The organism is Streptomyces thermocarboxydus (genome assembly GCF_024760485.1).
GTDB classification, from domain to species: domain Bacteria; phylum Actinomycetota; class Actinomycetes; order Streptomycetales; family Streptomycetaceae; genus Streptomyces; species Streptomyces cellulosae.
Genome location: NZ_CP058273.1, coordinates 803,236 through 824,819 on the forward strand (window position 1 = coordinate 803,236; position 21,584 = coordinate 824,819).

A 21,584-nucleotide genomic window follows, 5' to 3' on the forward strand; every position below is an offset into this window, starting at 1 on the left:
CGGCGCACGTGCATGTTACTTGCGGTAACCCCAGTCTGTTACCGGCAAGTAGGAAAAGTCAACTCCCCAGGCAGGCCGGTATCCCGTTCGTTGTCGGGGCCGTGATCAGTGTTAGTTTGCGCAGGCGTCACCGATTCAGCACGGGTGGGGAGAGCACATGGACACCACACAGCGGACCGAGCAGCAGCGGTCCGCCGACCGACGCCGGCGCGAGCTGCTGGAGGCCGCCGACCGAGTGGTGCTGCGCGACGGGCCCGGGGCCTCGATGAACGCCATCGCCGCGGAGGCCGGGATCACCAAGCCGATCCTCTACCGGCACTTCGGCGACAAGGGAGGACTCTACGCCGCCCTCGCCAAGCGCCACACCGACGCCCTGCTGGACTCCCTGCGGGCCGCGCTGGACGCGCCCGCGGAGCGGCGGGAGCGGGTCGAGGCCACGCTGGACACCTACCTGGCGGCGATCGAGGCCAGGCCCCAGGTCTACCGCTTCCTGATGCACCCGGCGGAGGGCTCGCCCAGCGAGCAGGGCTTCGACGTGGGCAAGCACTCGGCGCCGCTGCTGCGCCGGATGGGCGAGGAGCTGGCCCAGGTGATCGAGGACCGCCTGGACCTCGGCCCCGGCAGCCACCAGCTGGCCCGGGTCTGGGGCCACGGCATCGTCGGCATGATGCACGCCGCCGGCGACTGGTGGCTGGGCGAACGCCCCTGCTCCCGCGCGGAGTTGGTGCACAGCCTGGCCGACCTGCTGTGGGGCCGGCTGGCCGCGGCCGGCGACAAGGTGGGCGGCCCGGGCTTCTGACCCGGGCCGGACCCCGGCTCAGGCGGGGCGGTGCCAGGAGGCGCGCGCGACCTGGCGCATCAGCTTGCGGTGACGGCGGCCTTCGAGGCGGTCGGCGTAGACCGTGCCGTCCAGGTGGTCGCTCTCGTGCTGGAGGCAGCGGGCGAAGAACCCGGTGCCGTGCACGGTGACCGGCTCCCCGGTCACCGTGAAGCCCTCGACCACCGCGTGGTCGTACCGCTCCGTCCCCGCCTCCAGGCCGGGCAGCGACAGACAGCCCTCGGGTCCGCGCACCACCACCCCGTCCGTCACCACCGGCCGCGGGTTCACCACGTGCCCTAGGTGCCGTACGTCCTCGTCGTCGGGGCAGTCGAAGACGAACACCCGCAGCGGCACGCCGATCTGGTTCGCGGCCAGACCCACGCCCTGGGCCGCGTACATGGTCGCGAACAAGTCCTCCACCAGATCCGCCAGTTCCGGACCGAACTCGGTGACCTCCCCGCACGGCGTGTGCAGGACGGGGTCTCCGAGCAGGGTGAGGGGCCGAACGCGTCCGTGGACGCCGGGGAGTGAGCCGAGTCGCATGGCCGCAAGGGTACGGTCCTGGTATCACCGCCCGTCCCACGACGGAGCCGCGGTACTGGAGGGCGAATGGATCTCGATAGGCTGAGCCCACACCACGTGGCCGTCAGGCACAGACGCGGCGCGTACGCAAGGAGGATCGAGAACTGATGGCAGGCAACTCGGACCCGCTCACGCCGCGGGCCAAGCTGGCCGTGACCGCGGGCAAGGCGGTCGCGGCGGCATCCCGCGCCGCGGGGCGCGGAAGCGGTTCGGTGATCGGCGGCCGGGTGGCCCTGAAACTCGACCCCGAGCTTCTCCACCGGCTCGCCGCGCACCTGGACGTGACCCTCGTCTCGGCGACCAACGGCAAGACCACCACCACCCGGCTCATCGCCGAGGCGCTCAAGGCGGCCGGCCCGGTCGTCTCCAACGCGCTCGGCGCCAACATGCCGGCCGGCATCACCTCGGCCCTCGCGGCCGGCGAGGACGCCCGCTACGGCGTCATCGAGGTCGACGAGAAGTACCTGGTCGGCGTCGCTCAGGCCACCGAGCCCAAGTGCATCGCGCTGCTCAACCTCTCCCGCGACCAGCTCGACCGCGCCGCGGAGACCCGCATGCTCGCGGAGGCCTGGCGCGAGGGCCTGGCCGGCTCCAAGGCCGTGATCGTGGCCAACGCCGACGACCCGCTGGTGGTGTGGGCCGCGTCGTCCTCCCCCAACGTGATCTGGGTGGCCGCCGGCCAGATGTGGAAGGACGACGCCTGGTCCTGCCCGTCCTGCGGCGGTGTGATGCAGCGCCCCGGCGACGACTGGTTCTGCGGCGAGTGCGGCTTCCGCCGCCCCACCCCGAGCTGGGCGCTCTCCGGCGACCACGTGCTCGACCCGCACGGCTCCGCCTGGCCGATCCACCTCCAGCTGCCGGGCCGCGCCAACAAGGCCAACGCCGCGTCCTCCGCGGCCGTCGCCGCCGTCTTCGGGGTGCCCCCGCAGGTGGCCCTGGAGCGCATGTACCAGGTGCAGGCCGTGGCAGGACGCTACGACGTCGTCCAGTTCCAGGGCCGTGACCTGCGGCTGCTGCTCGCGAAGAACCCCGCGGGCTGGCTGGAGACGTTCTCGCTGATCGACCCGCCGCCGACCCCGGTGATCCTGTCGGTGAACGCGCGCTCCGCCGACGGCACCGACACCTCCTGGCTGTGGGACGTCGACTACACCCGGCTCACCGGTCACCCGATCTGCGTCATCGGCGACCGGAAGCTGGACCTGGCGGTGCGCCTCGAGGTCGCCAACCAGCAGTTCCAGGTGTGCGAGAACCTGGACCAGGCGGTCCAGATGTCGCCGCCGGGCCGGATCGAGGTCATCGCCAACTACACCGCGTTCCAGGACCTGCGCCGCCGCGTCGGCAACTGACCACGACACCTCAGGGGACTTGAAGTGAGCGACAACCAGCTGCGGGTCGTCTGGATCTACCCGGACCTGCTCAGCACCTACGGCGACCAGGGCAACGTCCTCGTCGTCGAGCGCCGGGCGCGGCAGCGCGGCCTGGACGTGGCGCGGCTCGACGTGCGCAGCGACCAGCCGATCCCGACCTCCGGCGACATCTACCTGATCGGCGGCGGCGAGGACCGCCCGCAGCGGCTGGCCGCCGAGCGGCTGCGCCGGGACGGCGGGCTGCACCGGGCCGTGGAGAACGGCGCGATCGTCTTCTCGGTCTGCGCCGGCTACCAGATCCTCGGCCACGAGTTCATCAACGACCTCGGCCAGCGCGAGCCCGGCCTCGGCCTGCTCGACGTGGTGTCGGTGCGCGGCGAGGGCGCGCGCTGCGTGGGCGACGTCCTCGCGGACATCAACCCGCAGCTGGGTCTGCCCCCGCTGACCGGGTTCGAGAACCACCAGGGCATCACCCATCTGGGTCCCACGGCGCGCCCGTTCGCGCAGGTGCGCTTCGGCAACGGCAACGGCACCGGGGACGGCACCGAGGGCGCGTACAACGACACCGTGTTCGGCACGTACATGCACGGTCCGGTGCTGGCGCGGAACCCGCAGATCGCGGACCTGCTGCTGAAGCTGGCGCTGGACGTCAACGCGCTGCCGCCGACCGACGACCGCTGGTACGAGGCCCTGCGCAACGAGCGCATCGCCGCCGCCCAGCAGCCGGCGTAGGGCGCCGGAACAGCACTCCCGAGGAGGCGTCGGAGGGGCCTGACACGGCCCGTCTGACGCCTCCTCCGCACAGGTGAGCGGCGTCGTCCAGCAGGCGGACGCGGGATGCGGCGCAGGCCCCCTCAGCGGCTAGGGTGGCGGAGATCGAGCCGGACAGCGCGGTCCGGTCCCGGCCCACTTCGAGAAGGTTGTTTCGGGCTATGCGCATTGGTGTCCTCACGTCCGGCGGCGACTGCCCCGGCCTGAACGCCGTCATCCGGTCCGTCGTGCACCGCGCCGTCGTCGACCACGGCGACGAGGTCATCGGCTTCCGCGACGGGTGGAAGGGCCTCCTGGAGTGCGACTACCTCAAGCTCGACCTCGACGCGGTGAGCGGCATCCTGGCCCGCGGCGGCACGATCCTCGGCTCCTCACGGGTGCGCCCGGAACATCTGCGGGACGGTGTGGAGCGGGCCCGGGGCCATGTCGAGGAGCTCGGTCTCGACGCGATCATCCCCATCGGCGGTGAGGGCACCCTCAAGGCGGCCCGGCTCCTGTCCGACAACGGTCTGCCGATAGTCGGCGTGCCGAAGACCATCGACAACGACATCGCCGTCACCGACGTCACCTTCGGGTTCGACACGGCCGTCGGCGTGGCCACCGAGGCGCTGGACCGGCTGAAGACCACCGCCGAGTCGCACCAGCGCGTGCTGATCGTGGAGGTCATGGGCCGCCACACCGGCTGGATCGCGCTGCACTCCGGCATGGCGGCCGGCGCGCACGCCGTCGTGGTGCCCGAGCGGCCCTTCGACATCGACGAGCTGACCGCGAAGGTCGGCGAGCGGTTCTCGGCCGGGAAGCGGTTCGCCATCGTCGTCGCGGCGGAGGGCGCCAAGCCGAAGGCCGGGACCATGGACTTCGACGAGGGCGGCAAGGACGTCTACGGCCACGAGCGGTTCGCGGGCATCGCCCGGCAGCTCTCCCTGGAGCTGGAGGAGCGCCTCGGCAAGGAGGCCCGGCCGGTGATCCTCGGCCACGTGCAGCGCGGCGGCACGCCCACGGCGTACGACAGGGTGCTGGCCACCCGGTTCGGCTGGCACGCGGTGGAGGCCGTGCACCGCGGCGACTTCGGGCAGATGACGGCCCTGCGCGGCACGGACATCGTGATGGTGTCGCTGGCGGAGGCCGTCGAGACGCTGAAGACGGTGCCCGAGGAGCGGTACGCCGAGGCGGAGTGCGTGCTCTGACACCGCGGGCGCCCGGCGCCTGAGACCGGCTTCACAGACCCGCCCCCGGTGACGGACGTCGCCGGGGGCGGTTCTAGTCTGGTGCGGACCGATTGCGTACAACCTGGACGAAAATGGAGCCGGCGGATGGATCACAGCGGGCACGGCATGACCATGGATCTGCCGCCGTTCACGCTGGGCCGAGGGCTCGCCTGGTCGGCGGACCCGTTCTTCCTCGTCGCCTGCCTGCTGGCGCTCGCGCTGTACGGCTGGGGCGTGGTGCGGCTGGTCCGGCGCGGTGACCAGTGGCCGGTGGGCCGGACGGTCGCGTTCGTCGCCGGTGTGCTGAGCATCGGGCTCGTGATGTGCACCGCGCTGAACGACTACGGCATGGTGATGTTCAGCGTGCACATGGTGCAGCACATGGTCATCAGCATGGTGTCGCCGATCCTGGTCCTGCTCGGCGCCCCGATCACCCTGGCCCTGCGGGCCCTGCCCCCGGCGGCCGTGCGCGGCACGAAGGGGCCGCGCGAGCTGCTGCTGATGCTGCTGCACAGCCGCTACATGCGGGTCGTGACCCACCCGCTGTTCACCATCCCGATGTTCATCGCCAGCCTGTACGCCCTGTACTTCACCCCGCTGTTCGACTTCCTGATGGGGTCGGCGGTCGGGCACGCGGCGATGATGGTGCACTTCCTGGCCGTGGGCCTGGTGTTCTTCTGGCCGATCATGGGCGTGGACCCGGGTCCGCACCGGCCGGGTCATCTGATGCGGATGCTGGAGCTGTTCGCGGGCATGCCGTTCCACGCGTTCTTCGGCATCGCGCTGATGATGGCCTCCACCCCCATGGTCACCACCTTCCAGGACCCGCCCGCGTCGCTGGGGATCGACGTCTTGTCCGACCAGAGTGCGGCCGGCGGCATCGCCTGGGCGTTCAGCGAGGTCCCGTCGGTGCTGGTGCTGATCGCGCTGCTGTTCCAGTGGTACGCCTCGGACCAGCGGCAGGCCCGCCGCAAGGACCGCGCCGCCGACCGGGACGGCGACAAGGAGCTGGAGGCGTACAACGCCTATCTGGCCTCCCTGAACGCGCGCGGCAACTAGCGCGGCCCCGGGTTCCGTCCCGCACCGCCCTGCTTTTTCGAAACCGGGGCACCATGGAGGGAACGGACCTGGAGGAGGGTGTCGCGATGCCCGGTACCACGAACGGTTCCACCTCGACGAAGACCATGGGCGTGCTCACCGTCGGCGGCCTGGTGGCCGTGACGGCGTACACGGTGGCGCTCGGCAGCAACGGCTGGCTGTGGTTCATCTGGGTCGTGCTGGGCCTGCTCACCCTCGGCATGGTCGCCACCAGCAACGGCTGACCGGCAGCCACGGAGGGCGGCTCACCGCGGGGTGAGCCGCCCCGCCAGATGGACGCCCGGCTGGTACTTCGGCAGCCGGACGGTGATCTTCATGCCCGCGCCCGGGGCCGTCTCGATGACCAGGCCGTGGTCGTCGCCGTACACCTGGCGCAGCCGGTCGTCGACGTTGGACAGGCCGATGCCGCCGGTGGGGCTGACCTCGCGGGCGAGGATGCGGCGCAGCAGGCCGGGGTCCATGCCCGCCCCGTCGTCCTCGATGACCACCAGCGCCTCGGCGCCCGCGTCCTGCGCGGTGATCTGGATGTGGCACTTGTCGGCCTTGCCCTCCAGGCCGTGCTTGACGGCGTTCTCCACCAGCGGCTGGAGACACAGGAAGGGCAGCGCGACCGGCAGCACCTCGGGGGCGATCTGGAGGGTGACGGAGAGCCGGTCGCCGAAGCGCGCCCGCACCAGCGCCAGGTAGTGGTCGATGGCGTGCAGCTCGTCCGCGAGGGTGGTGAAGTCGCCGTGCCTCCGGAACGAGTAGCGGGTGAAGTCGGCGAACTCCAGCAGCAGCTCACGGGCTCGCTCGGGGTCGGTGCGCACGAAGGACGCGATCACGGCGAGCGAGTTGAAGATGAAGTGCGGGGAGATCTGGGCGCGCAGGGCGCGGATCTCCGCCTCGATCAGCCGGGTGCGGGACTGGTCCAGGTCGGCCAGCTCCAGCTGGACGGAGACCCAGCGGGCGACCTCCCCCGCGGCCCTGACCAGGACGGCCGACTCGCGGGGCGCGCAGGCGACGAGCGCGCCGTGCACCCGGTCGTCGACGGTGAGGGGGGCGACCACCGCCCAGCGGACCGTGCAGTCGGGGGTGTCGCACGTCAGCGGGAACGCCTCGCCGCGGCCGGTGTCCAGGGGGCCGGTGAGGCGCTCCATGATCTCGGTGCGGTGATGGGCGCCGACGCCGTCCCAGACGAGCACCTGCTCGCGGTCGGTGAGGCACAGGGCGTCGGTGCCGAGCAGGGAGCGCAGTTTGCGGGCCGATTTGCGGGCGGTCTCCTCGGTGAGGCCGGCCCGCAGCGGGGGCGTGGCCAGCGAGGCGGTGTGCAGGGTCTCGAAGGTGGCGTGCTCGACGGGGGTGCCGAGACCGGCGAGGCTCGTGGGCCGTGCCGTGCGCCGCCCCAGCCAGAACCCGGCGGCCAGCAGGGGCAGCACGGCCACGAGCAGCCCGGCGAGGAAACCGCTCATGCGGACACCTCCGTACGCAGCTCTTCCGGCAGGTGGAAGCGGGCCAGGACCGCGGCCGTGCCGGGCGGCACCCGGCCGGGCGTGGCCAGGGAGACCAGCACCATGGTGAGGAAGCCGAGCGGCACCGACCAGAGGGCGGGCCAGGCGAGCAGCGCGTGCCAGGGCCCGGCGCCCGGGTAGCCGGCCATGGTGGCCGCCACGGCGAGGAACGCCGAGCCGCCGCCGACGAGCATCCCGGCGGCCGCGCCCGGCGGGGTGAGCCGCCGCCACCAGATCCCGAGGACGAGCAGCGGGCAGAACGAGGAGGCGGACACGGCGAAGGCGAGGCCCACGGCGTCGGCCACGGGCAGCCCGCCGACGATGATGCTCGCGGCCATCGGCACCACCATGGCGAGCACCGTGCCGAGCCGGAAGTGGCGCACGCCCCGGGAGGGCAGCACGTCCTGGGTGATGACGCCGGCGACGGCCATGGTGAGTCCGGAGGCGGTGGACAGGAACGCGGCGAACGCTCCCCCGGCGACCAGCGCGCCCAGCAGGTCGCCGCCGGTGCCGCCGATCATCCGCCCGGGCAGCAGCAGGACGGCGGCGTCCGCGTCCCCGGTGAGGGTGAGCTCGGGGGCGTAGAGGCGGCCGAGGGCGCCGTAGACGGGGGGCAGCAGGTAGAAGGCGCCGATCAGGCCGAGGACGGCGACGGTGGTGCGGCGGGCGGCGACGCCGTGCGGGCTGGTGTAGAAGCGCACCACCACATGAGGCAGGCCCATGGTGCCGAAGAACGTGGCGAGGATCAGCCCGTACGTGGCGTACAGCGGGCGTTCCGCGCGGCTCTCGGCGCGGGACGGCGACAGGGCGTCGTCGGCGCCGTTCCCTGTGACGGGCACCTCGGAACCCTCGGCGAAGGTGAGGCGGGTGCCGCCGTCGATGCGGTGCGTGCCGGCGGGGAGGGCGACCTCCGCGTCCTTGTGTGCCAGGCCGTCGACGGTGCCGTCCACGGTGACGGTGAGCGGGGCGGTCAGGCGCAGGTCGACGGTGTCGTCGACGCGCACCACGCGCTGTTCCCGGAACTCGGCGGGCTCGTCGAAGGCGTGGCTGGGGGCGCCGTCGCTCTGCCAGGCGATCACCAGGAACAGGGCGGGCACCAGCAGGGCGGTCAGCTTCAGCCAGTACTGGAACGCCTGGACGAAGGTGATGCTGCGCATGCCGCCGGCGGCCACGATCACCGTGACGACGACGGCGACGATCACCGCACCGAGCCAGTCGGGCGCGCCGGTGAGCACGGTGAGGGTGAGTCCGGCGCCCTGCAGCTGGGGCAGCAGGTAGAGCCAGCCGACGCCGACGACGAGGGTGCCCGCGAGCCGCCGTACCGCGTGCGAGGAGAGCCGGGCCTCGGCGAAGTCGGGCAGCGTGTAGGCGCCGGAGCGGCGCAGCGGGGCGGCGACGAACAGCAGCAGCACCAGATAGCCGGCGGTGTAGCCGACCGGGTACCAGAGCATGTCCGGGCCCTGGACGAGGACGAGGCCCGCGATGCCGAGGAAGGAGGCGGCGGAGAGGTACTCGCCGCTGATGGCGGCCGCGTTGAGGCGGGGTCCTACGGTGCGGGAGGCGACGTAGAAGTCGGAGGTGGTGCGGGATATGCGCAGGCCGAAGGCGCCGACGAGGACGGTCGCGACGGCGACGAGCGCGACGGCGGTGACGGCGTAGGCGGAGTTCACGGCGGTGCGGTTCCCGGGGTCTCAGCGGTCCTCGACGAGCCGGACGAAGTCGCGTTCGTTGCGTTCGGCGCGGCGGACGTACCAGCGGGCGAGCAGGACCAGCGGGGGGTAGAGCCCGAAGCCGAGGACCGCCCACTCCAGACGGCGGGCGTCCGGGGCGGCGGCGAAGACCAGCGGCAGCGGGCCGACGAGCAGGGCGAGGACGGCGAACACGGTGAGTCCGGTGCGCAGCTGGATGCGCATCAGGGAGCGCACATAGGTGTGGCCGAGGGTGGTCTGCTCGTCGATCTCGGTGCGCGGGCGGTAGTAGCCGGAGGTGGGGCGTGCGCGGCGGGGCGGGCCGGTGACGACCACCCGGCGCTCGGCGGGTTCCTGGGGCATGTGCGGCTCTCCCCCTCGCCTAACCGGTGGTCCGGCGCATCAGCAGGTCCCGCAGCTCGCGGGCGTGGCGCCTGCTGACCTGGAGTTCCTCGGTGCCGATCAGGACGCTGACGGAGCCGGCGTCGAGCCGCAGCTCGCCGATGTGGCGCAGGGCTACCAGATGGCGGCGGTGGATGCGGACGAAGCCGCGGGAGCGCCAGCGCTCCTCCAGGGTGGACAGCGGGATGCGCACGAGGTGGCTGCCGCGGTCGGTGTGCAGGCGGGCGTAGTCGCCCTGGGCCTCGACGTGGGTGATGTCGTCGACGGCGACGAAGCGGGTGACGCCGCCCAGTTCGACGGCTATGTGGTCGGGGTCGGGCTCGTGCACGGGGATGCGCGGGGCGGGTTCGGGCGGGGCGGTGCCGCGCTGTGCGGCGGCCCGACGCACGGCTTCGGCGAGGCGTTCCTTGCGGACGGGTTTGAGCACGTAGTCGACGGCCTTGAGATCGAAGGCCTGGACGGCGAAGTCCTCGTGGGCGGTGACGAACACGACGAGCGGCGGCCGGGCGAAGCCGGTGAGCAGCCGGGCGAGGTCGAGTCCGTCGAGGCCGGGCATCTGGATGTCGAGGAAGACGACGTCGATGGCGTCGGGGCCGTCGGGTCCCGACTCCAGGGCGCGGTTGATGCGGCGCAGGGCCTCGGTGGCGTCGCCGGCGCCTTCCGCGCTCCCGATGCGCGGGTCGGCGTTCAGCAGGTAGAGCAGCTCCTCCAGCGAGGGGCGTTCGTCGTCGACGGCGAGGGCGCGCAGCATGAACGTGGAGTGTAGGGGGGATCTCCGGGTCGGGACCACGTGCCGGACAAGGGCGTTCCACCCGGTTCCGCGCCGGTCCCCCTCCGGGGGCGCACCCGGGGTGACCGTGGGGCCGGCGTGGATACAGTGCCCGCATGAGCAGCAGGCCCGCGCCGTTCGACGAACTCGACCGGAAGATCGTCACCGCCCTGATGGCGAACGCCAGGACGTCCTTCGCGGAGATCGGCGCCTCGGTCGGGCTGTCGGCGACGGCCGTGAAGCGCCGGGTGGACCGGCTGCGTGAGACCGGGGTGATCACCGGGTTCACCGCGACCGTGCGGCCGTCCGCGCTGGGCTGGCGCACCGAGGCGTACGTGGAGGTGTACTGCGAGGGGGCGGCGCCGCCGCGCAGGCTGGCGGAGGTGGTGCGCAATCATCCGGAGATCGCGGCGGCGATGACGGTGACCGGGGGCGCGGACGCCCTGCTGCACGTGCGGGCGCGGGACGTGGAGCACTTCGAGGAGGTGCTGGAGCGGATCCGTCAGGAGCCGTTCATCCGGAAGACGATCAGCGTGATGGTGCTGTCGCACCTGCTGCCCGACAGTCCTGAGGCAGGAGTGACACAGCCCGCCCCGGACGACGCACCGGACATGCGCTGAGGCCGGAGAAGACGCAGCATTCCTGCGTGGACACGCAGGATCTCTCACTTGTCGGCCGTGCGGCCGCGTTCCTACCGTGGACTCACCCCCTAGTCGGCACCGTGTGAAGCGGAGGAACCCCTTCGTGCCCGAATCACGTGTGGCGCGCCCACGGCGTTTTCTCGTCTGCGAACCCAGATTCTTCGCCGTGCGGTACGCGATCAATCCCTGGATGCGGCCGGACCGGCCCGTCGACGTCTCACTCGCCCGGCGGCAGTGGCTGTCGCTGGTCGACGCCTACCGCCGTCACGGCCATACCGTGGAGACCGTGGAACCGCTGCCAGCTCTGCCCGACATGGTGTTCGCCGCGAACGCGGCGGTCGTCGTGGACGGGCGTGTGTTCGGCTCCCGGTTCCACGCGCCGGAGCGGCGTCCGGAGTCGGTGCCGTACGCGGCCTGGTTCAAGGCACACGGGTTCGACGTCCAGCATCCGGAGTCGGTGTGCGAGGGCGAGGGCGACCTGGTGCCGGCCGGGCGCTGGATCCTCGCCGGGACCGGGTTCCGCACCACGCCCGAGGCGCACCGGGAGGCGCAGGAGTTCTTCGGGGTGCCGGTGATCGGCCTGACCCTGGTGGACCCGTACTTCTACCACCTGGACACGGCGCTGTTCGTGCTGGACGAGGAGAACGTCGCGTACTACCCGGAGGCGTTCTCGCCGGGCAGCCGTGAGGTGCTGGAGCGGCTGTACCCGGACGCGGTCCTCGCCACCCGTGAGGACGCCATGGCGTTCGGACTGAACTCCGTCTCGGACGGCCGTCATGTGTTCATCTCGCCGGGGGCGACGGCGCTCGCCGACCGGCTCGCCGGCCGCGGTTACGTCCCCGTCCCCGTCGACCTGTCCGAGTTCCACAAGGCGGGCGGGGGCATCAAGTGCTGCACTCAGGAGATCCGCTCATGACCTCTGCTCCCCGTACGCGTTCGTCCGCCGAGCTGATCGCGGCGGAGGAGCCGGTCCTCGCGCACAACTACCATCCGCTGCCCGTGGTCGTCGCCCGCGCGGAGGGCGCCTGGGTGGAGGACGTCGAGGGCCGGCGCTACCTGGACATGCTGGCCGGCTACTCGGCGCTGAACTTCGGCCACCGGCACCCGGCGCTGATCGAGGCGGCGCACCGCCAGCTGGACCGGCTGACGCTGACCTCGCGTGCCTTCCACAACGACCGGCTCGCGCAGTTCGCGGAGCGGCTGGCCGCGCTGACCGGCCTGGACATGGTGCTGCCGATGAACACCGGCGCCGAGGCGGTGGAGAGCGGCATCAAGGTGGCCCGCAAGTGGGCCTACGACGTGAAGGGCGTCCCCGCCGACCGGGCGACGATCGTGGTCGCGGCTGACAACTTCCACGGCCGGACCACGACGATCGTCAGCTTCTCCACGGACGAGACGGCCCGCGCCGGGTTCGGCCCCTTCACCCCCGGGTTCCGGGTGGTGCCGTACAACGATCTCGCGGCGCTGGAGGAGGCCGTCGACGAGACGACGGCGGCGGTGCTGATCGAGCCGATCCAGGGCGAGGCGGGCGTGGTGATCCCGGACGACGGCTATCTGGCCGGGGTCCGGGAGCTGACCCGCCGCGCCGGGTGCCTGTTCGTCGCGGACGAGATCCAGTCGGGGCTCGGCCGCACCGGGCGCACGCTGGCCGTGGAGCACGAGTCGGTGGTGCCGGACGTGGTGCTGCTCGGCAAGGCGCTGGGCGGCGGCATCGTCCCGGTGTCGGCGGTGGTGGCCCGGCGCGAGGTGCTCCAGGTGCTGCATCCGGGTGAACACGGGTCGACGTTCGGCGGGAACCCGCTGGCGGCCGCCGTGGGCACGGCCGTGGTGGAGCTGCTGGAGACGGGCGAGTTCCAGCGGCGCGCGGCCGAGCTGGGCGTGGTGCTGCGGGAGGGCCTGGAGGCACTGGTCGGCAAGGGCGTCACCGGGTTCCGCAGCCGTGGGCTGTGGGCGGGCGTGGACGTCGACCCGGCCCTCGGCACCGGCCGGGAGGTCAGCGAGCGCCTCATGCGCGAGGGCATCCTCGTCAAGGACACGCACGGCTCGACCGTCCGGCTGGCCCCGCCGCTGACCGTCACCGCGGACGAGCTGCGGGAGGCGCTGCGCACGCTGGAGAAGGTGCTCAGCCGCCACGTCTGACCGTCTTTCCGCCGCCCCCGCCGGACCTCTCCGGCGGGGGCGGCGGCGTGTCCGGGGACGTGCCGGACGACGGGCGCGGTGCACCGGTGGCCCACCTTCGGGAAGCCCTCGGCCGGTCATTGGGGTGAAGATGGGGTCTAGCGGGGACATATCGTGACAGAACACTCTCAGCGACAGAGAGGCCGTCTGTGGGCGGACAGAAGGAGCAGGGAGGAGTCCGGCAGGGGTTCGACGTGGCCGACGCCGCGCCGCTGCTGCTGGACCCGCACGGTCTGGTGACGGGCTGGACGGTGCACGCGGAGCGGCTGCTGGGCCACGGCGCGGCGGAGGCGGTGGGCCGGAAGTTCGCCGATCTGCTGGCGAACGAGGACGCCGAGCGGATGGAGGACCTGCTCGACCGGTGCCGCGCCGGCAAGGACTGGACGGGGCTGATGACGGCTGTCCGCCGGGACGGGCACCCGGTGGAGGTGGGGGCGCGGGTCACCCCGACCACGGCGCCGCAGGGCCGCCCGGCGGTGCTGGTGCTGCTGTCGGAGCTGGAGGAGGGCACGCGGGGCTGGGACATGAGCCGCGGCGTGCTGGAGCAGATCGTCGTCGGCAACCCCATCGGCATCGCCATCGTGGACACGGAGCTGCGCTACGTGTGGTCCAACGCGGCCCTGGAGCAGTGGGGCGGCGGGGAGGGCCGGACCCGTCTCGGCCTGCGGGTCGCCGACGTCCAGCCGGGCATGGACAGCGAGGCCGTCGAGGAGCGGATGCGGCACGTGCTGGAGACGGGCGAGCAGGTGGTCGGCTACGAGTACGTCGGCCGGGTGCGGTCGGCGCCGCTGCGGGAGACCGCGCACATGCTGTCGTTCACCCGCCTCGAGGACGACCGGGGCGACCCGATGGGCCTGTACTACACGGTCGTGGACGTCACCGACCGGCACCGTGCCCGGCAGCGCCTCGCCCTCCTGGACCGGGCCGGCCAGTACATCGGCCGCACCCTGGACGTGATGACCACGGCACAGGAACTGGCCGACGTCGCCGTGCCCGGCCTCGCCGACTTCGTCACCGTGGACCTGCTGGAGACGGTACTGCGCGGCGCCGAGCCGGCCCCGCTCACCGGGTCGGAACGGGTGCCGCTGCGCCGCGCGGGCCACCGGTCCCTGTACGAGGACCTGCCACGCACGGTCGTGGACAGCGGCGCGGTCGTCTCCTACCTGACGGACTCCCCGCCCGTGTGGTGCCTGACCACGGGGCGGTCCTGGCGGCAGGAGCAACTGGACCCGCTGGCCATGGAGTGGGCCGAGGGCGCGCCGGGCGGCCGGGAGTCCACGTTCCTGGAGCTGGGCCTGCAGAGCGTGATGATCGTCCCGATCCGGGCGCGCGGCATCACCCTGGGCCTCACCACGTTCTTCCGCCGCCGCCAGAACCCCTTCGACGCGGACGACCTGAACCTGGCCGAGGACCTGGTCTCGCGCGCCGCCGTCTGCGTGGACAACGCCCGTCGCTACACCCGCGAACGCGACGCCGCGCTGGTGCTCCAGCGCAGCCTGCTGCCGCGCCGGATGCCCGAACAGGACGCCGTCGAGGTGGCCGCCTGCTACCGGCCCGCCGACGAGCTGACCGGCCTGGGCGGCGACTGGTACGACCTGATCCCGCTGGCCGCCGCCCGGGTCGCGCTGGTGGTCGGCGAGGTGCCGGGGCACGGCATCGACGCCGCCGCGGCCATGGGGCAGCTGCGCACGGCGGTCCGCACGCTGGCCGCGATCGACCTGCCGCCCGAGGAGGTGCTGGCGCACCTGGACGACCTGGCCCTCCGCTCGGGCCATGACGACGGTGGCCTGGAGGGGGACGACAGCCGCGGGGAGGGCGGGGGCAGGCAGGGCAACACGGTCGGCGCCGCCTGCGTGTACGTGGTGTACGACCCGGCGGACGGGCGGTGCACGATGGCCGCCGCGGGCCATCCCGCGCCGGCGGTGGTGGCGCCGGACGGCACGGTCGGCTTCGTGGACCTGCCGCAGGGTCCCGCGCTGGGGGTGGGCGGTCCGCCGTTCGAGGCGGTGGAGGTGACCCTGGAGGAGGGCAGCACGCTGGTGCTGCACACGGACGGGCTGCTGGCGCACGGCGACGACAGCGCGGAGCAGGCCGGGCGGGAGCGGCTGCGGCGGGCCCTGGAGGGCACGGCGCGCGAGCTGCGGCCCAGCTGCCAGACGGTGGTCGACGCGCTGGTGCCGTCCCGTCCGGAGGACGACGTGGCGCTGCTGATGGCGCGGACCAAGCGGCTCGCACCGGAACAGATAGCGGCGTGGGAGCTGCCGCCGGACCCGGCGGTGGTGGCGGACGCCCGCAGGACCACCCAGGACCAGCTGGCCCGCTGGGGTATCGACGAGGAGCTGAAGTTCACCACGGAGCTGCTGGTGAGCGAGCTGGTGACGAACGCGATCCGGCACGCCTCCGGGCGGGTGCGGCTGCGGCTGATCCGGGAGCGGACGCTGGTGTGCGAGGTGCTCGACAGCGGCGCGAGCGCCCCGCATCTGCGGCATCCGCGCGCGATGGACGAGGGCGGCCGGGGACTGCTGCTGGTGTCGCAGCTCGCGGAGCGCTGGGGCACGCGGTTCGTACCCGACGGAAAGATCATCTGGGCGGAGCAGCCGCTGAGCACTCACCTGGAGTGAGGCGGGGCCATGGCAGGCACGACGATCGACTTCGAGGCGGTGTACCGGGCGCTGCCGGGCATGGTGGCGCTGCTGACCCCCGACCTGGTGTTCGCCGACGTCAACGAGGCGTACGTGCGCGGCACCGGGCGGTCACGCGAGTCCCTGCTGGGCCGCTACGTGTTCGACGTGTTCCCGGAGTCGGTGAACGCCCCCGCCGCGAACCACTCGCACCAGCTGCGGGCCTCGCTGCTGCGGGTGCTGGCCAGCGGCCGGCGCGACTCGATGGCCCTGCAGCGCTACGACGTCGAGTCCCCCGAGCACTCGGGGAACTGGCACGAGCACTACTGGTCGCCGGTGAACAGCCCGGTCCTCGGTCCCGACGGGCGGGTGCGGCTGATCGTCCACCGGGTCGAGGAGGTCACCGAGTTCGTGCGGGCCCGGGGGCTCGGCGGCGACGCGGCGGGACAGGTGCTGGAGGCCGAGCTGTACACGCGCGCCAGGGAGCTGCAGGAGCTCAACAACCGGCTGCGCGAGGCGCACGCCCGGGAGCGTGAGGTGGCCCTGGTGCTGCAGAAGGCGATGCTGCCCGCGAACCGGCAGGTGGGTCACCGGGCCGCGGTGCGCTACCGGCCGGCGGTGGGCGCTCTGAACGTGTGCGGGGACTGGTACGACCTGGTCGACCTGGTGGGCGGCGACCGCATCGGCGTGTCGGTGGGCGACGTGGTGGGCCACGGCCTGGAGGCGGCCGGGGTGATGGGCCAGCTGCGCAGCGCGCTGAGCGCCGCGTCGCGGGTGGCGGACGGGCCTGCCCAGGCGCTGAACGTGCTGGGCCGGTACGCGAACGTGGTGGACGGCGCCGAGTCGGCGACGGTGGTGACGACGTTCATCGACTTCGACCGGAACAGCATCACCTACAGCAGCGCCGGCCATCCGCCGCCGGTTCTGCTGCACGACGACGGCCGGGTTGAGTTCCTGGACCGGGCGACGGACCCGCCGCTGGACGCCCGTCCGGATCCGCGGCCGCGGCCGGAGGCGTCGACGGTCTTCTCGCCCGGGGCCACCCTCGTGCTCTACACGGACGGGCTGATCGAGCGGCGGCGGGAGGACATCGACGTGGGGCTGCGGCGACTGGCGGAGTCCCTGCGCCGGCACCGCACGCTGGCCCCGGAGCCGCTGGCGGACACGGTGCTGCGGGAGCTGCTGCCGCCGGGCGGCGCCACGGACGACACGGCGCTGGTGGTCGTACGACTGTGACGGGAACCGCGGTCAGGCGCCGGCGCGTTCGCGGTCGAGGCGGGTGGTGCGCTCCACGTCGGCCCGGTCCTCGGGGTCGTCGCTGGGCCGGCCGGCGAACCAGGCGTCGAGGATCTCCTGGAGCACCGGGACCGAGGTGAGCCGCAGGCTCAGCGCCAGCACGTTGGCGTCGTTCCAGCGGCGGGCGCCGTCGGCGGTGTACGCGTCGGTGCACAGGGCGGCCCGTACGCCGGGCACCTTGTTGGCGGCGATCGAGGCGCCGGTGCCGGTCCAGCAGCACACCACCGCCTGGTCGGCCCTTCCCTCGGCGACGTCGCGGGCGGCGGCCTCGGAGCAGGCGGCCCACCGCGGGTCGTCGCCGGGGCTCAGGGCGCCGTGGGCGCGCACCTCGTGGCCGCGCTCGCGCAGGGTGTCGACCAGGGCGCGGGCGACGGGTTCGTCCATGTCGGAGGAGACGGAGATCCGCATACCGTCGAGCGTACTCGGCGGTGCGCGGACGGCGACCGGACGGCGTGCGGGCGGCTGTCCGGTGAGGCGGGTTCCGGTTCCCGTCGAACCCGGTGCCGGGGCCCGTCACCCGGTCCTAGACTGGCAGTTCACGACGTGCCGGATGACCTGCTGGAACGCGGCGATCCCGTCGTTTCCCAGAGTCGAGGAGCGTGCTTTTGTTCTACTACCTGCTCAAATACGTGCTGTTGGGCCCGCTGCTCAGACTGGTCTTCCGGCCCCGGATCGAGGGTCTGGAGCATGTCCCGTCCTCCGGCGCCGCGATCGTCGCGGGGAACCATCTGTCGTTCTCGGACCACTTCCTGATGCCGGCCGTGCTGAAGCGCCGCATCACCTTCCTCGCGAAGGCCGAGTACTTCACCGGTCCGGGTCTCAAGGGGCGGCTGACGGCGTTCTTCTTCCACAGCGCGGGACAGATCCCCGTCGACCGCTCCGGCAAGGAGGCGGGACAGGCGGCGATCCGTGAAGGGCTCGGGGTGCTGGGCAAGGGGGAACTGCTCGGCATCTACCCGGAGGGCACCCGCTCGCACGACGGCCGCCTCTACAAGGGCAAGGTGGGCGTGGCGGTGATGGCCCTCAAGGCGGGCGTCCCGGTCGTTCCTTGCGCGATGATCGGCACGTTCGAGGCGCAGCCGCCCGGCCGGAAGATCCCCCGCATCCACCCGGTGGTGATCCGCTTCGGCGAGCCGCTGGACTTCTCGCGCTATGAGGGCATGGAGAACGAGAAGGCGGTCCTGCGGGCGATCACGGACGAGATCATGTACGCCATCCTCTCCCTCTCCGAGCAGGAGTACGTGGACCAGTACGCGGCCGACGTGAAGGCCGCGGAGGCCGAGCGCAAGGCCGAGGAGAGGCGGCGGACGCCGCGCCTGCCGCAGCGGTGAGTCTCGCGGCACATGAGTGACGGGACATGTATGAGGGGCGGCCGGGGAGTTCCGGCCGCCCCTCACTGTCGTGCGGTTACGGCTTCGGCGTGGCGTGCGGGGCGCAGGTCACGTCGGAGCGGTCCAGCTTCCCGGTGAGCAGGTAGGTGTCGACCCGGTCGTTGACACAGGGGTTGACCAGCCCGGTGACGCCGTGGGAGCCGGCGTCCCGCTCGGTGATGAGACGGGAGCCCTTGAATCGCTTGTGCAGTTCGACGGCGCCGCCGTACGGGGTGGCCGCGTCCCGCTCGGACTGGACGATCAGCACGGGCGGCAGGCCCTTGCCGGTCTTCACGTCGACCGGGGTGCGCTGGGCCACCGGCCAGGTGGCGCAGGGCAGGTTCATCCAGGTGTTGGCCCATGTCAGGAACGGGTGGTCGCGGTGCAGCCGCGTGGTGTCGCGGTCCCACGTGCGCCAGTCGGTGGGCCACTTGGCGTCGGTGCACTCGACCGCGTTGTAGACGGCGTTGCCGTTCTCGGCGGCCGCGTTGCCGACCGTGTCGGACAGGTCCGGGGCGGCGGCGTCGACCAGCGCCTGGGTGTTCCCGGCGGCGGCCTGGCTGAACACCTCGGCGACGGGGGCCCACGCGGAGTCGTAGTACGGGGCGCTCTGGAAGAAGCCGATCAGCTCGGCGGGGCCGACGACTCCGCCGAACGGCTCCTTCGCGGCGGCGGCGCGCAGCTTCAGCCACTGCTGCTGGACGGCGGCGCGGGTGGTGCCGAGGTGGTAGGCGGCGTCGTTCTTCGCGACCCAGTCCTGCCAGTCCTGCCAGCGGGTCTCGAAGGCGACGTTCTGGTCCAGGTTGGCCTGGTACCAGATCTTCTGGCGGGACGGGTTGACCACGCTGTCCACGACCATGCGGCGCACGTGGTCCGGGAACAGGGTGGCGTAGACGGCGCCGAGGTAGGTGCCGTAGGAGACGCCCAGGTAGTTGAGCTTCTTCTCGCCGAGCGCCGCGCGGATGACGTCGAGGTCGCGGGCGGTGTTCGGGGTGGTCATGTGGGGCAGCATGGTGCCGCTGCGCTCCAGGCAGCCCTCGGCGTACTCGCGGGCGAGCTTGCGCTGGGCGAGCTTGTCGGCCTCGGTGCGGGGCACCGGGTCGGCCTTGGGCGCCTTCACGAACTCCTGCGGGTCGCCGCAGGAGATGGGCGCGGACCTCCCCACGCCGCGCGGGTCGAAGCCGACGAAGTCGTACGCCTTGGCCGTGTTGGCCCAGACGGGGTTCTTCGACGTGACCCGGGCCGGGAAGCGCAGGCCCGAACCGCCGGGGCCGCCCGGGTTGTACAGAAGCGCACCCTGCCGTTCGGCGGGCGTGCCCGTGTTCGCGATGCGGTCGACGGCGAGCTTGATCTGCTTGCCGTTCGGCCTGGCGTAGTCCAGCGGCACGGAGACCCAGCCGCACTGGATGGGCCGGGGCAGGTTCCAGTCGGCGGGGCAGTCCTGCCAGTCGATGCCGGCCTTGGCGGCCCGGGCCGCGGCGACGGCCACGCCCTGGGCCTCACGGTCCTTGCCGTGGCGGGTGTCCGCCGTCGCGCTCGCGGTGGGCGCCGCGACGGCGCCGGCTATGAGCGCGGATGCGACGAGCACGCCGGCCGAACCGGCCGCCGCCATCCGCCTCTTCGGTCTGCTGTCCCTCAAGGGGGCCTCCCCGTACAAGGTTTCGATGTGTACGGGGGAGGATCCTCGTCTCCCTGAGGTCACGGGCGACAGAGGGGATGCGCCTTCTTTGCCAATCCGATAAGCGGACGTGGGAGTGGCGTCATGCGGACGCGGAGGTCGCGGGGGTGAAGGAGGCGGGCGCCCGGTCGAGCAGCCGGCTCAGGCGCAGGGCGTCCGGCGCCACCGCGCCGACCAGGACGGCGGGTCCGGTGAGCGGGAGGACGGCGAGACCCTCGGCGGGCACGCCGGGCGCGACCGGCTTGTCCTCGAACTCCGGGTCGCAGACGACGAGTTGCCCGACGGCGCGGTGTCCGCCCAATACAGCGGGGCCGTCCCAGCCGCCTTCGGCGCCGGGGCCGCAGTCGAGTTCCTGGTCGAGCACCGGGCGCCCGTCGACGCGCACGGTCAGCCGGGAGGTGAGCCGTCCGGGGTCCTCCCCGGTCCGCCCCAGCACGAGTTCCTCACGGAGGACCAGGCGGGCGCCGGGGGCGAGGTCGACGTGGGTGTGCACGGCCAGCTCGCTGCCCGTGACGGAGATCAACGGCTCGGGCAGCCAGTGCAGTTCGCCTCCGGCGGCGACGGTGATCCGTACGTCCTGGCGTGCCTGTCCTCCGTGCTGGCCCGGCAGGGCAAGGGTGGCGGCGGCCGAGCCGACCCGCAGCCGGGCGCCCGGTCCGACGTCGGCGCGGACGGTGAAGTGGTCCCCGCCGTGCGGGCCGCTCATCGCGCCGACGAGCACGACGTGCGCGGTGGCGCCGCTCCCCCGGGTGCGCCGCAGGGCCAGCGGACCCCGGCTCTCCAGCACGGGCAGGGCGGTGCCGCCCCGGCCGTCCGCGCGGGCGCGGATCTCCGCCTGGGCCCGGACGCCCGCGGTGTTCACGCCGCCCACGCGGCGAGCCGCTGCCGCACCCAGGCCGCCACCGCGGCGACCCCCTCGTCCTCGCGCAGCGACTGGAACACCACCGGCAGGTCCGCGCGTTGCGCCTTGGCGTCGACCGCCATCCGGCCGAGGTCGGAGCCGACGTACGGAGCGAGGTCCGTCTTGTTCACGACCAGCAGGTCGGCGGTGGTCACGCCGGGGCCGCCCTTGCGCGGGATGTCGTCCCCGCCGGCCACGTCGATCACGAAGATCTGCGCGTCGACCAGCCCCTTGGAAAAGGTCGCGGTGAGGTTGTCCCCGCCGGACTCGACGAGGACGAGGTCGAGCGGGCCGACCGAGTCCTCCAGGTCCTCCACGGCTTCGAGGTTGGCGGAGATGTCGTCGCGGATCGCGGTGTGCGGGCAGGCGCCGGTCTCGACGGCGGTGATGCGCTCGGGGGGCAGCACGGCCTCCCTGAGCAGGTACTCGGCGTCCTCGCGGGTGTAGATGTCGTTGGTCACGACGGCCAGCGACACCTCGTCCCGCAGCACCCGGCAGAGCGCGGCGACGGTAGCGGTCTTCCCCGACCCGACGGGCCCCCCGAGCCCGATCCGCAGGGCACGGCGCGCCCCGTCAGGTCTCCGGGCATCACCACCGAGGGCGGGGGGACCGGGGTAGGGGTCGATGTGATCACGATGCATGAGGCACCTCCGGGCGATTGGGGTGGACATATCGGGTGGGGAGCGGGCAACCCCCCAAGGGGA

At 72.8% G+C, this 21,584-nt stretch carries 21 protein-coding genes; 12 read left to right on the forward strand and 9 right to left on the reverse strand.

What is annotated here, in order from left to right; all coding sequences use genetic code 11:
* Window positions 1–157 precede the first annotated feature (157 nt).
* Window positions 158–799 carry a TetR/AcrR family transcriptional regulator gene (locus AY578_RS03740; RefSeq protein WP_019524722.1) on the forward strand — a complete coding sequence of 214 codons (642 nt, stop codon included), beginning with the start codon at window positions 158–160 and terminating at the stop codon, window positions 797–799.
* Between the two features lie 18 nt (window positions 800–817).
* On the opposite strand, the gene def is transcribed toward AY578_RS03740, so the two are convergent.
* Window positions 818–1,363, reverse strand: a complete 546-nt coding sequence (gene def, locus AY578_RS03745) for a peptide deformylase (RefSeq protein ID WP_019524723.1) — start codon at window positions 1,361–1,363, stop codon at window positions 818–820.
* Window positions 1,364–1,509: 146 nt separating this feature from the next.
* Between def and AY578_RS03750 the strand changes: the two genes are divergently transcribed.
* The 5 genes from AY578_RS03750 to AY578_RS03770 all read left to right on the forward strand — a co-directional run bounded on the left by AY578_RS03750 (window position 1,510) and on the right by AY578_RS03770 (window position 6,070).
* Window positions 1,510–2,748: a Mur ligase family protein gene (locus AY578_RS03750; RefSeq protein WP_019524724.1), complete on the forward strand. Its 1,239-nt coding sequence runs from the start codon at window positions 1,510–1,512 to the stop codon at window positions 2,746–2,748.
* A 24-nt stretch (window positions 2,749–2,772) separates the two neighbouring features.
* Entirely contained in the window at window positions 2,773–3,501 is a 729-nt protein-coding gene (locus tag AY578_RS03755; protein WP_019524725.1) for a type 1 glutamine amidotransferase, read from the forward strand.
* A gap of 200 nt (window positions 3,502–3,701) precedes the next feature.
* Window positions 3,702–4,727 carry a 6-phosphofructokinase gene (locus AY578_RS03760; protein WP_019524726.1) on the forward strand — a complete coding sequence of 342 codons (1,026 nt, stop codon included), beginning with the start codon at window positions 3,702–3,704 and terminating at the stop codon, window positions 4,725–4,727.
* A 126-nt stretch (window positions 4,728–4,853) separates the two neighbouring features.
* Complete coding sequence (locus AY578_RS03765; protein WP_019524727.1) at window positions 4,854–5,807, forward strand: cytochrome c oxidase assembly protein; 954 nt, start codon at window positions 4,854–4,856, stop codon at window positions 5,805–5,807.
* A gap of 86 nt (window positions 5,808–5,893) precedes the next feature.
* Window positions 5,894–6,070, forward strand: coding sequence for a hypothetical protein (locus AY578_RS03770; protein ID WP_026243795.1), 177 nt, complete (start codon window positions 5,894–5,896; stop codon window positions 6,068–6,070).
* A 21-nt stretch (window positions 6,071–6,091) separates the two neighbouring features.
* Here the strand turns inward: AY578_RS03770 and AY578_RS03775 are convergent, their stop codons facing one another.
* The 4 genes from AY578_RS03775 to AY578_RS03790 are packed head-to-tail and all read right to left on the reverse strand — an operon-like array spanning window position 6,092 to window position 10,177.
* Window positions 6,092–7,297 (reverse strand): sensor histidine kinase, encoded by a 1,206-nt coding sequence (locus AY578_RS03775; RefSeq protein ID WP_028959894.1) that lies wholly within the window; start codon window positions 7,295–7,297, stop codon window positions 6,092–6,094.
* Entirely contained in the window at window positions 7,294–9,006 is a 1,713-nt protein-coding gene (locus AY578_RS03780; RefSeq protein ID WP_019524730.1) for a sodium/solute symporter, read from the reverse strand. Before AY578_RS03780 ends, AY578_RS03775 begins: the two co-directional genes overlap by 4 nt.
* A 21-nt stretch (window positions 9,007–9,027) precedes the next feature.
* Complete coding sequence (locus tag AY578_RS03785; RefSeq protein WP_019524731.1) at window positions 9,028–9,387, reverse strand: hypothetical protein; 360 nt, start codon at window positions 9,385–9,387, stop codon at window positions 9,028–9,030.
* A gap of 19 nt (window positions 9,388–9,406) precedes the next feature.
* The gene (locus AY578_RS03790; protein WP_019524732.1) at window positions 9,407–10,177 is read right to left on the reverse strand and encodes a LytR/AlgR family response regulator transcription factor; all 771 of its coding nucleotides are present in this window, start codon (window positions 10,175–10,177) and stop codon (window positions 9,407–9,409) included.
* A 134-nt stretch (window positions 10,178–10,311) separates the two neighbouring features.
* Here AY578_RS03790 and AY578_RS03795 point away from each other — a divergent pair, with 134 nt between their 5' ends.
* From AY578_RS03795 to AY578_RS03815, 5 genes are all read left to right on the forward strand, one after another.
* The gene (locus tag AY578_RS03795; protein WP_019524733.1) at window positions 10,312–10,815 is read left to right on the forward strand and encodes an Lrp/AsnC family transcriptional regulator; all 504 of its coding nucleotides are present in this window, start codon (window positions 10,312–10,314) and stop codon (window positions 10,813–10,815) included.
* 124 nt (window positions 10,816–10,939) lie between these two features.
* Window positions 10,940–11,752, forward strand: a complete 813-nt coding sequence (gene ddaH / locus AY578_RS03800; RefSeq protein ID WP_026243796.1) for a dimethylargininase — start codon at window positions 10,940–10,942, stop codon at window positions 11,750–11,752.
* Window positions 11,749–12,975 carry an ornithine--oxo-acid transaminase gene (gene rocD / locus AY578_RS03805; protein WP_019524735.1) on the forward strand — a complete coding sequence of 409 codons (1,227 nt, stop codon included), beginning with the start codon at window positions 11,749–11,751 and terminating at the stop codon, window positions 12,973–12,975. Before ddaH ends, rocD begins: the two co-directional genes overlap by 4 nt.
* Before the next feature lie 188 nt (window positions 12,976–13,163).
* Window positions 13,164–15,635, forward strand: coding sequence for a SpoIIE family protein phosphatase (locus AY578_RS03810; RefSeq protein ID WP_258902026.1), 2,472 nt, complete (start codon window positions 13,164–13,166; stop codon window positions 15,633–15,635).
* A gap of 9 nt (window positions 15,636–15,644) precedes the next feature.
* On the forward strand, window positions 15,645–16,871 hold the full coding sequence (locus tag AY578_RS03815) for a PP2C family protein-serine/threonine phosphatase (protein WP_210637098.1): 1,227 nt from the start codon (window positions 15,645–15,647) through the stop codon (window positions 16,869–16,871).
* 12 nt (window positions 16,872–16,883) lie between these two features.
* On the opposite strand, the gene AY578_RS03820 is transcribed toward AY578_RS03815, so the two are convergent.
* Window positions 16,884–17,339 (reverse strand): RpiB/LacA/LacB family sugar-phosphate isomerase, encoded by a 456-nt coding sequence (locus AY578_RS03820; protein WP_019524738.1) that lies wholly within the window; start codon window positions 17,337–17,339, stop codon window positions 16,884–16,886.
* Window positions 17,340–17,536: 197 nt separating this feature from the next.
* On the opposite strand from AY578_RS03820, the gene AY578_RS03825 reads away from it, so the two are divergent.
* Window positions 17,537–18,262: a lysophospholipid acyltransferase family protein gene (locus AY578_RS03825; RefSeq protein WP_028959891.1), complete on the forward strand. Its 726-nt coding sequence runs from the start codon at window positions 17,537–17,539 to the stop codon at window positions 18,260–18,262.
* Between the two features lie 76 nt (window positions 18,263–18,338).
* Here the strand turns inward: AY578_RS03825 and AY578_RS03830 are convergent, their stop codons facing one another.
* From AY578_RS03830 to ureG, 3 genes are all read right to left on the reverse strand, one after another.
* A complete protein-coding gene (locus tag AY578_RS03830; protein ID WP_370879082.1) occupies window positions 18,339–19,913 on the reverse strand; it encodes an alpha/beta hydrolase in 1,575 nt (524 codons plus the stop codon).
* 148 nt (window positions 19,914–20,061) lie between these two features.
* Window positions 20,062–20,850 (reverse strand): urease accessory protein UreD, encoded by a 789-nt coding sequence (locus AY578_RS03835; protein WP_258902028.1) that lies wholly within the window; start codon window positions 20,848–20,850, stop codon window positions 20,062–20,064.
* A complete protein-coding gene (gene ureG / locus AY578_RS03840; RefSeq protein ID WP_161108213.1) occupies window positions 20,838–21,521 on the reverse strand; it encodes an urease accessory protein UreG in 684 nt (227 codons plus the stop codon). The genes AY578_RS03835 and ureG overlap by 13 nt, the downstream gene beginning before the upstream one ends.
* Window positions 21,522–21,584: the final 63 nt, after the last annotated feature.

Bases quoted from the DNA above. Each gene is read 5' to 3' on its own strand.
- AY578_RS03820 (WP_019524738.1), bottom strand. From the start codon at position 17,339: ATGCGGATCTCCGTCTCCTCCGACATGGACGAACCCGTCGCCCGCGCC.
- AY578_RS03790 (WP_019524732.1), bottom strand. From the start codon at position 10,177: ATGCTGCGCGCCCTCGCCGTCGACGACGAACGCCCCTCGCTGGAGGAG.
- AY578_RS03815 (WP_210637098.1), top strand. From the start codon at position 15,645: ATGGCAGGCACGACGATCGACTTCGAGGCGGTGTACCGGGCGCTGCCG.
- ureG (WP_161108213.1), bottom strand. From the start codon at position 21,521: ATGCATCGTGATCACATCGACCCCTACCCCGGTCCCCCCGCCCTCGGT.
- AY578_RS03785 (WP_019524731.1), bottom strand. From the start codon at position 9,387: ATGCCCCAGGAACCCGCCGAGCGCCGGGTGGTCGTCACCGGCCCGCCC.
- AY578_RS03740 (WP_019524722.1), top strand. From the start codon at position 158: ATGGACACCACACAGCGGACCGAGCAGCAGCGGTCCGCCGACCGACGC.
- AY578_RS03775 (WP_028959894.1), bottom strand. From the start codon at position 7,297: ATGAGCGGTTTCCTCGCCGGGCTGCTCGTGGCCGTGCTGCCCCTGCTG.
- rocD (WP_019524735.1), top strand. From the start codon at position 11,749: ATGACCTCTGCTCCCCGTACGCGTTCGTCCGCCGAGCTGATCGCGGCG.
- def (WP_019524723.1), bottom strand. From the start codon at position 1,363: ATGCGACTCGGCTCACTCCCCGGCGTCCACGGACGCGTTCGGCCCCTC.
- AY578_RS03830 (WP_370879082.1), bottom strand. From the start codon at position 19,913: ATGGCGGCGGCCGGTTCGGCCGGCGTGCTCGTCGCATCCGCGCTCATA.
- AY578_RS03750 (WP_019524724.1), top strand. From the start codon at position 1,510: ATGGCAGGCAACTCGGACCCGCTCACGCCGCGGGCCAAGCTGGCCGTG.
- AY578_RS03765 (WP_019524727.1), top strand. From the start codon at position 4,854: ATGGATCACAGCGGGCACGGCATGACCATGGATCTGCCGCCGTTCACG.
- AY578_RS03770 (WP_026243795.1), top strand. From the start codon at position 5,894: ATGCCCGGTACCACGAACGGTTCCACCTCGACGAAGACCATGGGCGTG.
- AY578_RS03795 (WP_019524733.1), top strand. From the start codon at position 10,312: ATGAGCAGCAGGCCCGCGCCGTTCGACGAACTCGACCGGAAGATCGTC.
- AY578_RS03760 (WP_019524726.1), top strand. From the start codon at position 3,702: ATGCGCATTGGTGTCCTCACGTCCGGCGGCGACTGCCCCGGCCTGAAC.